Source organism: Actinomyces sp. ICM47, from assembly GCF_000278725.1.
Classification (GTDB): domain Bacteria; phylum Actinomycetota; class Actinomycetes; order Actinomycetales; family Actinomycetaceae; genus Pauljensenia.
Genome location: NZ_ALCA01000059.1, coordinates 1 through 14,590 on the forward strand (window position 1 = coordinate 1; position 14,590 = coordinate 14,590).

The window sequence follows — 14,590 nt, forward strand, 5'->3', positions numbered from 1 at the left end:
ACACCCACACAATCAAGCGCACACAGCACAAGCCACGCACACTCAATAGGCGATTCGCGCCATGTTTCCGCGACCCGAGCTTCTCGCTTCGTTCGCTGCCGTTCGGCGCAACAAGGAAAACAATACGCAGGTTCGAGCGGACCGTCAAATCATAACGGTCCGCTCGCCTCCCAGAAGCTTTTCCGCGGAATCCCGGGCTTTACGGCAGATTTTTGCCCGCAAAACGCCCAAAATTCAGCACTTTTCATGTCACAGAACACAGAATATCAAATAAAATGTGTGCCAGGCCGCGCAATCTCGCAAGACGATCCAGCATGCCGATCAGGGCTTATACCAAGACCATCTCATTTGTTGCCTGAAACTTTACCAAGCGTTGACCTAGGGGCTATACTCGCATCATCCGAGCGGCATCGCCGCATCCGTCAATGCTAGGAACTTCCATGATTGCATCCGTTCTCGGCTCCATTTCCGACTTCATGTACACCTACGTACTGGTCGCACTGCTGATCGGCGTGGGCCTGTACTTCTTCGTCTTCACCCGCGCGCTCCCCCTCCGCATGTTCGGAGAGGCACTCCGTGTCGTCATGGAGCCTCCGAAAAAAGAAGGCGGCGTCTCGTCCTTCCGTGCGCTGATGGTCTCCACGGCCTCGCGCGTGGGCGTCGGTAACATCGCTGGCGTCGCGACGGCAGTGACGGCGGGTGGCGCTGGCGCTGTTTTCTGGATGTGGGTCATCGCGACGATTGGAGGCGCGTCCGCCTTCATCGAGTCGACGCTCGCACAGATCTACAAGAAGCGCGGACCCCACCACTCCTACGGTGGCCCGGCCTACTACATCCAGACGGCACTCAAGCAGAACTGGCTGGCCTATCTCTTCGCTGTCATGCTCATTCTGACCTACATGGGCGGCTTCAACCTGCTCGCTTCTTTCAACGTGGCCGACACGTTCACGCAGTACTCCTGGGCGAACGAGTGGACTCCTTGGGCCGTCGGCGGCGTCCTTGCGGTCCTGATGGCCGGCTCAATCCTGGGCGGCACTCGACGTCTGACCGACGTGACCGGCTTCCTCGTCCCGATCATGGCGATCATTTACCTGGGTGTGGGCGCGGTTGTCATTGTCTTCAACTACCACAATATCCCCGCGATGTTCTCCGCGATCTTCTCGGGAGCCTTCGACTTCAAGGCGATTTTCGGTGGTTTCGCAGGCTCTGCGATGATGCTCGGCATCAAGCGTGGCCTCTACTCGAACGAGGCCGGTGTGGGTTCCGCGCCGAACGCCGCAGCCTCCGCCTCCGTGTCGCACCCTGCCAAGCAGGGCCTCGTTCAGATGCTCTCGGTCTTCATCGACACGATGATCATTTGTACCTTCACCGCGTTCGTGGTCCTCTCCTCGGGTGTCGGTGACGACGGCGGCGTCACCGGCGCTCCCCTCGTGAAGGACGCGATGGCCACGGTGCTCGGCCAACCGATCGCGCAGGTCTTCATTTCGTTGGCACTCTTCCTGTTCGCGTTCACGACGCTGGTGGGCAATTTCTACTACGCCGAAGTCAACTTCCGCTTCCTGCTGCGCAACATCAAGCTGGAACAGTGGATGCTGACGGCCTTCCGCCTCGTGGCAGCTGCCCTGGTCTTCTGCGGTGCGCTGCTGAAGTTCGAGGTCGCGTGGAGCTTGGGTGACATCCTCATGGGCCTCATGGCACTCATCAACCTGCCGGTGATTGTGATCCTCGGTCGCATCGCCGTCCGTTGCGCGAACGACTACACGGCGCAGCGCAAGGAGGGCCTGGACCCGAAGTTTACCGCCTCCTCGATTGGTCTGGATCCCTCCGAGCTGGACTACTGGCAGGACAAGAAGGCTCCGGCCTCCGATCAGTCCGGCGCGACGGTGAGCGCCTGAGTTCGCGCTCCCCGACTGGCTTTGCCCCGGCCTCGTCCATCGTGACGAGGCCGGGGTTGTTTCACGCGATAAACGCGCAGAGGTCGGGTCCTAGGCCGGGGAACCGCCCAGCCACGCGCGGATCTGGAGAGCACCGACATGCCCGCACTCGGACAGGGCGCGAGCCACCGCGTCAGCGGCCCAGCCGAGCATTTCGGGGCGGGTGTGCGGAGCCCGCAGGAGCGCGGACACGCCGCTATCGGAGGCTTGGGCAGTGCCAACGACGAGGCCCATTTCGACGCTCTTGCCCAGCGCCGCCGCAAAGTCTGTCGACGTCAGAGGAGAGCGCGAGGAGGGGTCGTGCGCCTCGACGCGGATGGTCGGGCCTGGAACAAGCAGCGAGGAATCAACGGAACCGATGGGTAACCCACCATGCTCCCAGGGCATGGGAGCCGTATCAGCCGCGTAGCCGGGAGGCAGGTCGAACACGAACACGCAGCTGTCGACGCGCAGCTCGGCGACGAGTTCCAGCGTGGATGCGGCAGCCAACACGACAGAGACGAAGGGAACGCGCAGCCCCACGCTCCCCCGCCAAGTGTCGACGAGCGCGTGACACAGCGCCGAGCCTCCCCCGGCCTCGTCCACCTGGCCGTCAACATCCGCCGCGGACAACGGCAAGGCGGAGGGCATCTCCACGTCTCCGACAAGGAAATCAAAGGCGTAGAGCCCGTGATGGGCGCGGTTGTCGTCGAAATCGTCGAACCCCATTCCGGTTCCGACCAGCATGGAGAGGAACACGTCGTACAGGCATTCCTGGTCCTCGGCAAACAGCTGCGTCGCGTGGGGTGCGCGCGGGGTCATCTGCCCGCCCAGCCACGCCTGCAGCGCCACGTAGCCCTCGTTTGTCGTGCAATCGTTGAATCTCACGGCAACCTCCTCGTTCCGACGAGCGCACGCCTGACACCACTATGACAGAAACGATGGCGTGCGGGGGCCGCTTTCGCGAGCAAATCCGAGTACCAGGGAGACCGCGCGGCGGCGGCCCAGGCCGCAGAGGGACGTCGTCTTCCCCAACCAGCGCAAACGAGAGCGACGCGCACAAAGATGCCCCGGCCTCGTCCCAGGAACATGAACGAGGCCGGGGCTTCGTTATGCGCGACGGCGCGTCGGTCGGATACTACGCCGGCACACGTACGAAGCGCGCTCGGATCTGCACTCCCCCGGTGTGCCCGCACGCGGACAGGGCTCGAGCCACTGCGTCGGCGGCCCACCCGAGCATCTCAGGGCCCCCGTGCGGGGCGCGCAGAGCGGCAGTCACTCCGGTGCCGGAGGCCATGGAGGACTCCACAGAGAGCCCCATCTGCACGGACGAGGCCAAGGCCTCGGTAAAGCCCGAGGGGGACAGGGCCTGTCCCTTGTATCGCGGGCTCGCCGACGACCTCAACCACCAGTGCCTGAGCCTCGGCGTCTGTCCCTTGTATCGCGGGCTCGCCTCGACGTGGATGAGCGGACCGGGGGAAACCAGGGACAAATCGAGCGCACCGATTAGCAGGCTGCCGTCTTCCCACGGTTTGTTTGCGGTGGAGCGGGCGTAGTCCGGGGGCAGGTCGAGCTCGAAGACGCACTCGTCGACGCGCACATCGGCGACGAGTTCGAGCGTGGCCACGGAGGCAATCACAGATGCCACGAAGGGGATGTGCCTGCCCACGTCACCGAGCCACGTGTCGACGATCGCGTGGCACATCGCGCGGCCGGCGGCGTCCGTGGCAGACTCCCCCGCCATGCCGGGCGCCCTCTGCCCATCAACGCCCTTGTCTCGCGGCGGCACCTTGCTGTCGCCCACGAAAAAGTCGAAAGCGTAGAGCCCATGATGGGTGCGATCGTCGTCGTAGGCGATGAATCCCAGCCCCGTGCCAATGAGCACGGACAGGAAGGCATCGTAGAGGCACTCGCTGTCCTGCGCAAAGAGGTCCGCCGCGTGCGGCGTGCGCGGGTCCAGCTGGCCGACCAGCCACGCCTGCAACGCCACGTAGCCCTCATTTGTCACACAATCGTCGAATCTCACGGTAACCTCCTTGTTCCGCCGCGCAACGCTTGTGACACCCATGATGACAGAAAGTCGACAGCCGCGGGCGCTTTTCGCGAGAAACTTCCTGCACAACGGGCGGAGCGGCCGCCGACGCTGCCACCACCAAGACCGCGGCGGCTCCGCCAGCACCGCGATCACCTCCTCCGCCCGCGAACGCACCCACCGGCACCCGGCGCACGAGGCACAAGGGTGCCCCAGCCTCGTCCCAGGAACATGAACGAGGCCGGGGCCCTATCGCGCGAGCGCGCGCTTACTCCGTGGCGAGCAGCGCCTCCTCGGCCTCCTTGGTCCACAGGCCGGCGGCGTCGAGCTTCGCGGCGACCGTCGGCAGCTTCTCGGCGAGCTCGGACACGGGGGTCAGGCCCAGGTCGTGCATCATCGGGAAGACCATGATCTTGCCGCCCGACGTGCGGTTGATGACCGAGTTGATGGCGTCGCCGAAGCCCGCCATGCCGGTAACTGCCCACAGGGAGATCGTGGTGTCGATGACGCCGTCCTCGATCTTGCGCAGCACCGTGCGCATATCGGACACATCAGAGCCGGAGGTGCCCAGCATGAAGATCTGGCGTTCGATGATGCCCTGCAGGTCAAAATCGCCGAACGTGCCGGCCGGAATGCCCGCGAACGCGTTGAGGATGCCGCCCTGGGCCAGCAGGTCGACGGCCTGGGAGACCAGCGCCGGGACGGGCACGAGGCACGTCGCGTAGGTGTAGCCGTGCTCGAGGGGCGTCGAGGCGGTGTTGATGATATCCAGCGGCACGCCGTTCTTGTCGGCGGTCGGGCCGACAACCTTTGTCAGGTTGGCCAGTCGCTCGTCCGATAGGTCGGTGCCGACGACGGAGATGCCGGGGACACCCGAGGTGACGGCACGCATCGTGTGCATGACGCCCATCGGGCCGGCAGCACCGACGAAAACGCAACGGTCGTTCTCTCGCAGATCGCCGTTGGCGGGGATCCAGGCATAGCCCTCGCGCGGATCCGAGCCCGTTGTGCCGCAGAAGCGGATGAAGTCGTAGTGGACGCGTCCGATGTCCAGGGACACCTTACGAGAGATCGCGGCGCCACCCAGGACGACGCACATGGTGCCGCGGGTGCCGATCAGCAGAGCGGCCTTCTCGATGGCGTCGGCGTCCGAGCCGAAGAACACGACGTCGTCGAACTCTCCCTCGACGCCCTCAAGCTCCTCAGCGGCAACGCGCACAACCTCGGCGGGCTTATGCTCGGCGGTTAGCGCATCGATGTCGCCCTCGCCGACGACCAGCAGGCGCCCGCCGTCGGCGACATGATCGCGCTCGGCCCACGCGTAGGAGCCCTCGACGGTCGCCCACGGTTCGATGAGGCCAACGGCGGCGGCCGACGGCCCCTCCGACACGTGGATCAGGTACTCTTCCCCGTCCGGGGACACGACGCAGCGCTCGTCGACGACGACGTATTCCTCGAGGGCACCATCGAAGTTGTACCCGAAGGCACCGTTGGACTTCGCGGTGCGCAGGTGCTTCCAGTCCGCCTGGACCAGCAGACGGTCGCCAACCTTGAAGTGGGTGACGGCCTCGCCGACCTGCACGACGCGGACGACGGGCTCGTGGCCGGGAGTCACCGCCTCCTGATTCGGGTGGTACGACGGAATGTCCTTCAGCGCATCCAGATCGATGCCCGCCACGACGTCGGACTTGCGCGGGTGGCTATCGAACTGGTGAAGCAGCTTCGTATCGGAGAAGCAGATGCCGCAGGCTTCAACCTCGAGCAGGATCTGCGTCGGGCCGACGGGGTCGACGGGCTTCGCCGGGTTAACGACGAACTCCTCCTTGCCGACAATTTGGATGGCGTACTGGGTGGAGGGAACCTGGGTCATGACTGACTCCTTCACTGGGAAAACGATGGTGGGAACGAGAGGGACGAGGCCGGGGTACCCGAGGAGGGGACCGTGACTACCCTGGGTCCCCGGCCTCGAGAGGGTGTCAGGAGAGCATGACCTGGCCGCCCGTGACGGGCACGGCCTGGCCGGTCTCGTACTCTTGTTCGACGATGTAGAAGATCGCGCGCAGGACGTCGATGCCCTGGGCACCGCGGTGCATGGGGACCTTCGCCTCGTAGAACTCCTTGACGTCGGCGACCGTCTTGGCACCGGGGACCTTCCCGGAGTTCAAGTACTGGACGAAGAGACCGCGGTCCGGGTCGGACCAGAGCGGCCCGTCGTAGAAGTTGCCGGGGCAGATCGCGTTGACCTTGACGCCGTGGGCGACCATCTCGAGGGCGAAGGACTGGACCAGGCCGATACCGCCGAACTTGGAACCCGCGTAGGCGGCGTTCTTGTTCGAGCCGACCAGGCCGGACTTGGAGTTGATCTGGATGATGTCGGTCAGCCACTCGGGGGCGGTGGAGTGCTGGCGGGCCAGCAGCTGACCCAGGTGCTTGGTGACCAGGAAGAAGGCCACGTAGTTGATGTCCGTCGACAGGCGGAATGCCGAGGCGTCCTGCTCAAGGACGGAGCCGGCGCGCACGATGCCCGCGTTGGACACGACCAGGTCAAGGCCGCCCGTGACGCGCTCGATCTCGGCGGCCATCGCGGCCACGGAGTCCTCGTCGGCGACATTGACGGTGATCGGGTGGGCGACGCCTTCGCCGCCCAGCTCGGCTGCCTTCGCGACCGCGCCCTCACCGTTCAGGTCAGCGACGTACACGAAACAACCGGCGTCCACCAAGCCTCGCGCAATCTCAGCACCGAAGCCCTGGGCACCGCCCGTGACGAGGGCGACGCGGCCGTTGATGGTGCGCTCGCCGGTGCGGGTCGGGCGGACCTCGTAGGTCTCCTCCCCCACCCGCACGACGACGGGAAGCTCCGTCTCCTTCAGAGAGCAGGGGCACACCTCGGCGAGGGGGCCGTCGAAGGTGACGGTCGGCTCGGCCTCGCTGGGGGCCACGATGACCGGGCGACCGAGGGCCTTGAGGAACAGGCCGCGTACCTCGGGAGCGTTACTCATGATGGTTCTCTTTTCTCGACGCGTTCGTCAGTTGATCGATGTTGCTCGGGCGGCGAGAGCGACGGCGTCCTCACCGTCGGCAATCGCGCGGCCCAGGGGCGCGTACTCGCTGATGCGCTCCGCCAGGGCCTCGGGGGTCAGGCGACCCGTGCGGCCCAGCAGGTGCAGGGAGGGGTCCACGGAGGACAGGGCCTCGTGCGCGACGAGCGCCCACGTGGCCTCGTTGAGGTCGGCGAATTCGGGGCGGCGCAGCTCCTCGCAGGTGAAGCACTGGCGGGGCTGGTTGATGTCCACTCCCGAAATCTCGAGCATGCCGTGGGCTGCCGCGAGCACGTGGATGCGCGCCAGCTGCTCGGGGGTGTTGCGCGGGGGCATGTAGGTGACGGCGCGCAGGCCGATGGACTCCATGTGCTCGAAGAGCTCATCGAGGAAGTCGTCCTCGAACTTCTCAGCCTTCTTGTCGCCCGTCGGCGAGGCGGACACGTCGCCCAGGTAGGCGTAGGTGGCGATTGCGCCAACCGAGTCGGCGAAAGCGACGACCTCGGCCGCGCTCGGCAGCTCGTCGGTCGGCTGGATGTAGATGCGATCCAGGTAGTTGGCTTTCAGGACGCCCAGCAGGTCGTACATGAGGTGCGGGTTATCGGCGTCGGACAGGACGGCGGCCAGGGACGCGGGAATCTCGACGCCCATCTGCGCCAGGCCCTCGGTCAGCGCCGGGCCGCGTCCGAATCCGCGGATCAGGGCCGAGGCCATGGCAGCAAGCAGGTGACGCTCAGTAATTCCGCCGCCGTTTGCGTACTGCGAGATGCCGACCATATCGGCCTGCGGGTCGAAGGGCTCCAGACCCAGGTCGGTGAGGATCTGGTTGGCTCGCTCTGCCATGGCGAGCGTGCGCTCCAGGCGGGCAGCGCGCCCCGGAGCAAGCCACTCGGCGACCTTCTCGCGTGCCGGTGCGGGCACGCCCTGGACAGTCATGTAGGCCACGCCCACGGAATCGGGGTTGTTGAGCTTGCGCTGAGCTAGCGGCGTGCCCTCACCGAATCGGGCACGGATTTCGAAGCCCGTGACGGAACCCATGCCGAGGACGGACGTGGCCTCGCTCATTTCAGCCGCCGCGCCAATGGAGTCATGGTCCACCGAGCCGACGACGCGCAGGCCTGCCCGGCGCGCGAGCAGCGCGGCGTGCGTCGGCGTGTAGGGGCTGAAGGAGAAGCACGTGTGGATGTGGTTGTTCGACTCGGGCACCCAGCTCGGGAAGTGCTCGTCGGCTGCGACGACGCGCAGCGCCTCGATGCGCTGGGCCGGGGTGGCGGCCGGGTCGTTGGTGATGTCCATGGGTTCTGCCATCTCTTCGTTGGGTGGAGAAAAATGTGGAGAAAGGAAGGGGCGCGAGGCCGGGGCTCAGGTGAGGAGGAGGTTGCCCCGGCCTCGCGTGGCTCGCGTCAGGGAATGCGAGCCTCGGACGGGGGCGGGCCGGAAAGGGGGAGCAGCCCGTCCCCAGTGCTTGTTAGAGGCCCTCGCGGTTCAGGCGAGCGATCTCAGCCTCGGTCGCGTGCTTCGTGGTGGGCACGTGGCCGGGCAGGGGCAGGATGCGCTCGTGAATCGCGTCGAGGATCCAGGAGACCTGCGGGAAGAAGAACGACTCCAGCTCGGGTCCGGGCGTGATGCCGTTGCGCGAGCCGACGACGGCGATCGGCGCGTCGAGCGCGTCGAAGGCGAGGGTCTGCACGTTGGCGGCAACCGTGTTGAGGAAGGATCCACGCTCGACCGCGTCCGAGGTGAGGACGAGGCGACCGGTCTTCTTCACGGACGCGATGAGCTTGTCGTAGTTCAGGGGGGCGACGAAGCGCAGGTCGATGACCTCAGCGCTCAGGCCGTACTTCTCAGCTAGGACGTCGGCGGCTTCGAGGGCCTTGTACACGGTCGCGCCGTAGGCAGCAATCGTGATGTCGGATCCCTCGCGGCGGATCGCCGGCTCGCCTTCTTCGGTCTCGTAGTAGCCCTCGGGCACGCCGCCAGGCTCGAAGTCCTCGCCCTTGTCGTAGAGCTTCTGGCTCTCCAGGAACACGACCGGATCGGTTCCGGCAAGCGCCAGGTTGAGCATGCCCTTCGCGTCGGTCGGGGTGGTCGGGAAGTAGACCTTCAGGCCCGGGATGTGGGCGACGAGTGCACTCCAGTCCTGGGAGTGCTGCGCGCCGTACTTGGCACCCACGGACACGCGCAGGACGAGGGGCATCTTGAGCAGGCCGGCGCTCATCGACTGCCACTTGGCCATCTGGTTGAAGACTTCGTCGCCGGCGCGGCCCAGGAAGTCGCAGTACATGAGTTCAACGACCGCGCGGCCACCGGCCATCGCGTAGCCGACGCCGGCACCCACAATCGAGGCCTCGGCGATGGGCGAGTTGAAGAGGCGACGGTACGGCAGGGCCTCGGTCAGGCCACGGTAGACGGCGAAGGCACCGCCCCAGTCGCGGTTTTCCTCGCCCCATGCGGCCATCGTCGGGTCGGTCTTGAAGCGGTGCAGCATCGCCTCGAAGAGACCGTCACGGAACTGGTACATGCGCATCTTGGAGACAGGCTTGCCGTTCTCATCGACGGAAGAACGCACCTTCTTGGCCAGTGCCTTGACGCGCGGGTTGTCCTCAAGGTCGATCTCGGGGGTCGCGTCGTCAAAGGCTTCGACCTTCTCGTTGGAGAACATGACGGTGTCGATGTAGCCGTCCGCGACGCGCGGGGTGGCGTCGTCGTCGATGGCCAGTTCGAGGACCTTGACCAGCTTGTCGGTCAGCGAGGCCGCGTAACCGTCGATCTCGTCCTGCGTGGTCAGGCCGTTCGAGATGAGCAGGTTCGAGTATTCCTTGATGCAGTCAACCTGCTCCCACAGCTCGACCTCTTCCTTCGTGCGGTAGGAGGAAGCGTCCGACGGCGAGTGGCCGGAGAAGCGGTAGGTGATGGTGTCCATGAGGACGGGGCCGCGGCCCTCCTCGAGGATCTTCTTCTTGCGGGTGGTCGCGTCCGCAACGGCCAGCGGATTGAGGCCGTCAACGCGCTCGGCGTGCATGGCCTCGGGGTTGAGGGCCGCGCCCACGCGGGCAAGGATCTCATATCCCATGGTCTCGCCGAAGGTCTGACCACCCATGCCGTAGAAGTTGTTGAAGAAGTTGAACAGGATCGGCGGGTTGCCACCGTCCTCCTCGCGCCACAGGGAGCGGAACTGATCCATCGACGCGAAGTTCAGAGCCTCCCACACGGGACCACAGGCCAGGGCGGCGTCACCGACGTTGGAGACGACGATACCGGGCTTGCGGTTGATGCGCTTGAACAGGGCCGCGCCGTTCGCAATCGGGGCGGAGCCGCCGACGATCGCGTTATTCGGGTAGGAACCGAAGGGCAGGAAGAAGGTGTGCATCGAGCCGCCCAGGCCGCGGTTGAAGCCGGACTTGCGGGCGAAGATCTCCGCGAGGGCACCGAAGAGGATGAAGTTCTCGGTGAGGTCCTTCGTGTCCTTGTAGCCGATCTTTTCGGCGTAGGACAGGGTCTCGCCGCCGAGGAAGCCCTTCATGATGCCCTCAAGCTGGCCCTCGTCCATCTGGTGCATGGCCGAGTAGCACTTGGCGAGAATCTCACCGTGCGAGCGGTGGGAGCCGAAGATGAAGTCCTCAGGCGACAGAACGAAGCTTTGACCGACGTAGGCGCTCTCCTGGCCAATGCCGAGGTGGGCGGGGCCGCGGTGGTTGTACTCGATGCCCTGCCAGGCGCCGGTCTTCTTGATGGAGTCGAGCATCGACTCGAAGGTGCGCACGACGATCATGTCGTGGAGCATCTGGACCATGCCTTTTTCGCCGTAGCGGGCGAGTTCGGTCTCACGGTCGAAGGTGTACTGGTTGACGGGGACCTCGGGGAACTTCACGTATCCCGGGCGACGCACCTCATTGGGGTCGATGATAAGAGACTGAGTCATTGTTCTACTCTTCCTTGATGTAGTTATTCGTTAGAGCTTGACGGCCCACGCGGCTTCGCGGATGACCTCGGAAACAGTGGGGTGCGGGAAGACGACCTGGCGCAGGTCCTCGACGGTCAGTTCCATCTCGAGGACGGCCTGCGCGCCCCAGATCATCTCGGCGGCGTACGCGCCCAGCACGTGGATGCCCAGCACCTGGTGGGTCGTGGGGTCCACCAGGATCTTCGCCTCACCGGGTGCCTTAAAACCGTTCTCGGCGATGAAGCGGCCCGACATGAGGGCGGGAACCTTGGCGACGAGGACCTCACGGCCCTCTCGCTGAGCGGCGGACTCGGTCAGACCGACGCCCGCGGCCTCGGGGATCGAGAAGACGGCCCACGGGACGGTGTGCCAGCGCATGACCTCGCCGCGCTTCTTCGCGGTCGGATCGAGGATGTTCGCCGAGGCGATCTCCGCCATACGGTAGGCGGCGTGCGCCAGGAGGGAGCGTCCGGTGACGTCGCCGATAGCCCACACGTTGGGCAAATTGGTGCGCATCGTATCGTCGACGACGATGCCGCGGTTGATCTCGAGGCCAGCCTCCTGCGCGCCCCAGCCCGCCGTCGCGGGACGGCGGCCAACGGCCATGAGGACAACGTCGGCCTCGACACTCAACTTGTTCTCGCCCTTTGAGTAGTGGACGGTGCCTCCGTCAAGGGACTCGACGCGGCAGCCCAGCTCGAAGGTCACGTCCTTCATGGCGGCGCGGGCCTTGGCGGCCAGGTCGTCGTCCATGAACGGCAGGATCTCGGGGGCCATCTCGATGACGGTCACCTGCGAACCCAGGGTGGAGTACAGGGAGGCGAACTCGACACCGATGACGCCGCCGCCGATGATCGCGAGGCGGGAGGGGACCTCGGGCAGGGACAGGATGCCCGTGGAGTCCACCAGCGCCGGATTGTCCTGGGTGCCGGGAAGCGGCGGCATGGCCGGCACGGAACCCGTGGCGATGATGACGTGGTCCGAGGTGTAGGTCGTGCCCTCGACGGTCACGCGACCGGGGGCGTCGAGGTGGCCTCGTCCGTTGATGACGGTGACGCCCGCCTTACGCTCGGTGGCTGCAACGCCCGCGACGAGGCCCTTAACGACCTGATCTTTCCAGGCCTGCATCTTTGTCCAGTTGACGGCAACGCCGCTGGCGTCCACGCCGAACTGGCTGGCTTCCTTGGCGTGCAGGTAGTTCTTCGCGCCGTTGAGCAGGGTCTTGGTGGGAATGCAGCCCACGTTCAGGCAGGTGCCGCCCAGGTACTGTTCCTCGACGAGGGCGACCTTCTTGCCCGCGTGCCCGAGGCGCTCGGCGGCCAGGTAGCCGCCGGGGCCCGCGCCGAGGACGATGACGTCAAAATGCGTGTCACTCATGAGTATTTCTCTTTCCTCAGGCCAGGACCGTCACGTCGATGTTGTCGATGGCGGCGACCAGGTCGCGCAGGAACCGGGCGCCGTCCGCACCGTCGATGACCTGGTGGTCGATCGTCAGCGACAGGTTGAGGCGCTGCTCCACGCCGATCGTGCCGTCGGCTGCCACGACCGGGCGCGGGGTGATTGCGCCGACACCCAGGATGGCTGTCTGGGGCAGGTTGATGACGGGGGTGAAGGTCTCGATACCGAAGGAGCCGATGTTGGAGACCGTGAAGGTGCCGCCGCTCAGGAAGTCGGGGGCGATGGTGCCGTCGATGGCACCGCCGGCCAGGCGCTTGGCTTCGTCGGAGAACGCCTTGAGGCCCAGGGCCTGCGCGGAGCGGATGACGGGGACGAGGAGGCCGCGCGGGGTGTCGCATGCGAAGCCGAGGTGGACCTGCTCGAACTGGGTGAGTACACCGTCCTCAAGGTGGGCGTTGAACACGGGGTACTTGGGCAGGGTGCGCGACACGGCGAAGCAGACCAGGTCGTTGAGCGTGATCTTGCCCAGGCCCAGAGCCGGGTCGGCGTTCTTGACCTTCTTGCGCATCGCGAGGATGCCGGCGGCGTTCGCGGTGGTGTTGAGGGTCAGCTGCGCGGTGGTCGTCAGGGACTCCATCATGCGCTTGGCGACGACCTTGCGCACACCCTTGAGCGGGGCGGAGGTCGAGGCACCGGGGTAATCGGCACCCGCAGGGGCGGAGGCAACGGGGCACGAGGCCGGGGCGGCCTCGGGCGTTCGGCCGGCGTCGGCAACGCTCACGCGGCCACCAATGCCGGTGCCTTCGGTGGCCTGGACACCGGCGGCGCGCGCGGCGGAGGTCAGGACGGGACCTGCAGCGATCGCGGCGGCGACGTCACGCTCGATGACGCGACCGTGGGGGCCGGAACCCTCGGTAATGGTCGAGGCATCCAGGCCCGCCGAGGCGGCCAGGGCGCGGGCACGTGGGGAGACCGCGCCGGTGGCTCGCTCGGTGGCAAAGGCGGGGGCAGCCTGCTCGGGTGCGGTGGTTGCCTTGTCGGGTGCATCCTCGACGGGTGCGGCGTCACCGCCGGGCACGAGGCCGGAGATGTCTTCTCCGGGTTCACCGACGATGATGAGCGGATCCTTGACGGGGACCTCGTCGCCTTCCTCCCACAGGAGCTTCAGGACGGTGCCCTCGGCGGTGGAGGGGACCTCCATCGTCGACTTGTCCGTCTCGATGGACGCGAGGGTCTGGTCGACGGCGACGCTGTCGCCTTCGGCGATCATCCACTCGACGATGATGCATGACTCAACAGAGTTGCCCAGCTGGGGCATCACCACGATGGTGGCCATGTAATTCCTCCTAGACGATGCGCAGCTTCGTGCGCTCGGCCAATTCCTTGATGGATTCTTCGGGGATCTCATCGTCGGTGATGATTCCGGTGACCTGGTCGATCCCCATGAAGGTGACGAAGCCGGCTTCCCCGTACTTGGAGGAATCTGCGAGCAGCCACGTCTCTTGTGCGCGTGTGCGCATGATGGAACCAACCTGCCCACCCTCAACGAGTTGGGTGGTCAGGCCGCGATCAACGCTGAAGCCGTCCGTTCCGAGGAACGCAACGCGCGCGTTGAAGTCATTGATAGCGCGCTCGGCGACCGGCCCCACGAGGGACTCGGACTCGGCGCGGAAGTGCCCGCCCGTCAGTGTGATGTTCAGGTTCGGGTTGGATCGGGCGTTTGCGAAAACAAGGACGGAGTTGGTCAGAACCTGAACTCCGCGCTTGCCGGTGAGGTACTTGACGATGAGGGCGCAGGTGGTGCCGGCCTCGATCATGATCCGGTCGTCGTCGTAGATCATGTCCGCGGCGGCCCGGGCGATGCGCTCCTTCTGATCGACGCGATCATTCTGGCGCAGGTGGATGTTGCGGAAGGTGGTGGGGCGTGCCCCTCCGTGGGTGCGCACGAGGTAACCCTGCTCATCGAGGACCTTCAGCGAGGCACGCACGGTGACGGGCGAAACCCCCAGGTCGGAGGCGAGCTGGGCGACACTCACCTCACCCTCGCGGGCGAGGCGATCCAGGATGTAGTTCGTGCGTTCTTCTGCACGTCCCATGTCTTCACCTCTCAATGCATTCGCGACAACCTTCTGCCGCTTTCACTTTCGTTAAGGACAGAATAGTCATTTAAACGAAAGCATGCAACATCACATTAATGAGTCGCCCAGCCGTGCACCACAGCGGCACACATGTTCATACACTCGTCGAATCAAAGCCACATTGCCTT

The 14,590-nt window shown here is 65.6% G+C and carries 10 protein-coding genes; 1 reads left to right on the plus strand and 9 read right to left on the minus strand.

The features are described 5' to 3' along the window. Positions 1–440 precede the first annotated feature (440 nt). The gene (locus tag HMPREF1136_RS03610) at positions 441–1,895 is read left to right on the plus strand and encodes an alanine/glycine:cation symporter family protein (RefSeq protein WP_009647977.1); all 1,455 of its coding nucleotides are present in this window, start codon (positions 441–443) and stop codon (positions 1,893–1,895) included. Positions 1,896–1,985: 90 nt separating this feature from the next. Here the strand turns inward: HMPREF1136_RS03610 and HMPREF1136_RS03615 are convergent, their stop codons facing one another. From HMPREF1136_RS03615 to HMPREF1136_RS03655, 9 genes are all read right to left on the minus strand, one after another. Continuing rightward, the gene (locus HMPREF1136_RS03615; RefSeq protein WP_009647973.1) at positions 1,986–2,801 is read right to left on the minus strand and encodes a hypothetical protein; all 816 of its coding nucleotides are present in this window, start codon (positions 2,799–2,801) and stop codon (positions 1,986–1,988) included. Positions 2,802–3,051: 250 nt separating this feature from the next. Continuing rightward, entirely contained in the window at positions 3,052–3,939 is an 888-nt protein-coding gene (locus HMPREF1136_RS03620) for a hypothetical protein (protein WP_009647981.1), read from the minus strand. A gap of 274 nt (positions 3,940–4,213) precedes the next feature. After that, the gene (locus HMPREF1136_RS03625) at positions 4,214–5,815 is read right to left on the minus strand and encodes an alcohol dehydrogenase catalytic domain-containing protein (RefSeq protein WP_009647979.1); all 1,602 of its coding nucleotides are present in this window, start codon (positions 5,813–5,815) and stop codon (positions 4,214–4,216) included. A gap of 106 nt (positions 5,816–5,921) precedes the next feature. Next, positions 5,922–6,944 (minus strand): SDR family NAD(P)-dependent oxidoreductase, encoded by a 1,023-nt coding sequence (locus tag HMPREF1136_RS03630; RefSeq protein WP_009647972.1) that lies wholly within the window; start codon positions 6,942–6,944, stop codon positions 5,922–5,924. Between the two features lie 27 nt (positions 6,945–6,971). Further along, positions 6,972–8,291: a PHP domain-containing protein gene (locus tag HMPREF1136_RS03635; protein WP_009647976.1), complete on the minus strand. Its 1,320-nt coding sequence runs from the start codon at positions 8,289–8,291 to the stop codon at positions 6,972–6,974. A gap of 160 nt (positions 8,292–8,451) precedes the next feature. Continuing rightward, on the minus strand, positions 8,452–10,905 hold the full coding sequence (locus HMPREF1136_RS03640) for an alpha-ketoacid dehydrogenase subunit alpha/beta (protein WP_009647980.1): 2,454 nt from the start codon (positions 10,903–10,905) through the stop codon (positions 8,452–8,454). A gap of 30 nt (positions 10,906–10,935) precedes the next feature. Further along, positions 10,936–12,303 carry a dihydrolipoyl dehydrogenase gene (lpdA, locus tag HMPREF1136_RS03645; RefSeq protein ID WP_009647974.1) on the minus strand — a complete coding sequence of 456 codons (1,368 nt, stop codon included), beginning with the start codon at positions 12,301–12,303 and terminating at the stop codon, positions 10,936–10,938. A 16-nt stretch (positions 12,304–12,319) separates the two neighbouring features. Next, complete coding sequence (locus tag HMPREF1136_RS03650; RefSeq protein ID WP_009647978.1) at positions 12,320–13,660, minus strand: dihydrolipoamide acetyltransferase family protein; 1,341 nt, start codon at positions 13,658–13,660, stop codon at positions 12,320–12,322. Between the two features lie 10 nt (positions 13,661–13,670). Further along, a complete protein-coding gene (locus HMPREF1136_RS03655; protein ID WP_009647975.1) occupies positions 13,671–14,420 on the minus strand; it encodes a DeoR/GlpR family DNA-binding transcription regulator in 750 nt (249 codons plus the stop codon). Positions 14,421–14,590 lie beyond the last annotated feature (170 nt).

Coding starts and splice junctions, on each gene's coding strand:
- HMPREF1136_RS03610 (WP_009647977.1), top strand. CDS start 441: ATGATTGCATCCGTTCTCGGCTCCATTTCCGACTTCATGTACACCTAC.
- HMPREF1136_RS03625 (WP_009647979.1), bottom strand. CDS start 5,815: ATGACCCAGGTTCCCTCCACCCAGTACGCCATCCAAATTGTCGGCAAG.
- HMPREF1136_RS03630 (WP_009647972.1), bottom strand. CDS start 6,944: ATGAGTAACGCTCCCGAGGTACGCGGCCTGTTCCTCAAGGCCCTCGGT.
- HMPREF1136_RS03635 (WP_009647976.1), bottom strand. CDS start 8,291: ATGGCAGAACCCATGGACATCACCAACGACCCGGCCGCCACCCCGGCC.
- HMPREF1136_RS03640 (WP_009647980.1), bottom strand. CDS start 10,905: ATGACTCAGTCTCTTATCATCGACCCCAATGAGGTGCGTCGCCCGGGA.
- lpdA (WP_009647974.1), bottom strand. CDS start 12,303: ATGAGTGACACGCATTTTGACGTCATCGTCCTCGGCGCGGGCCCCGGC.
- HMPREF1136_RS03650 (WP_009647978.1), bottom strand. CDS start 13,660: ATGGCCACCATCGTGGTGATGCCCCAGCTGGGCAACTCTGTTGAGTCA.
- HMPREF1136_RS03655 (WP_009647975.1), bottom strand. CDS start 14,420: ATGGGACGTGCAGAAGAACGCACGAACTACATCCTGGATCGCCTCGCC.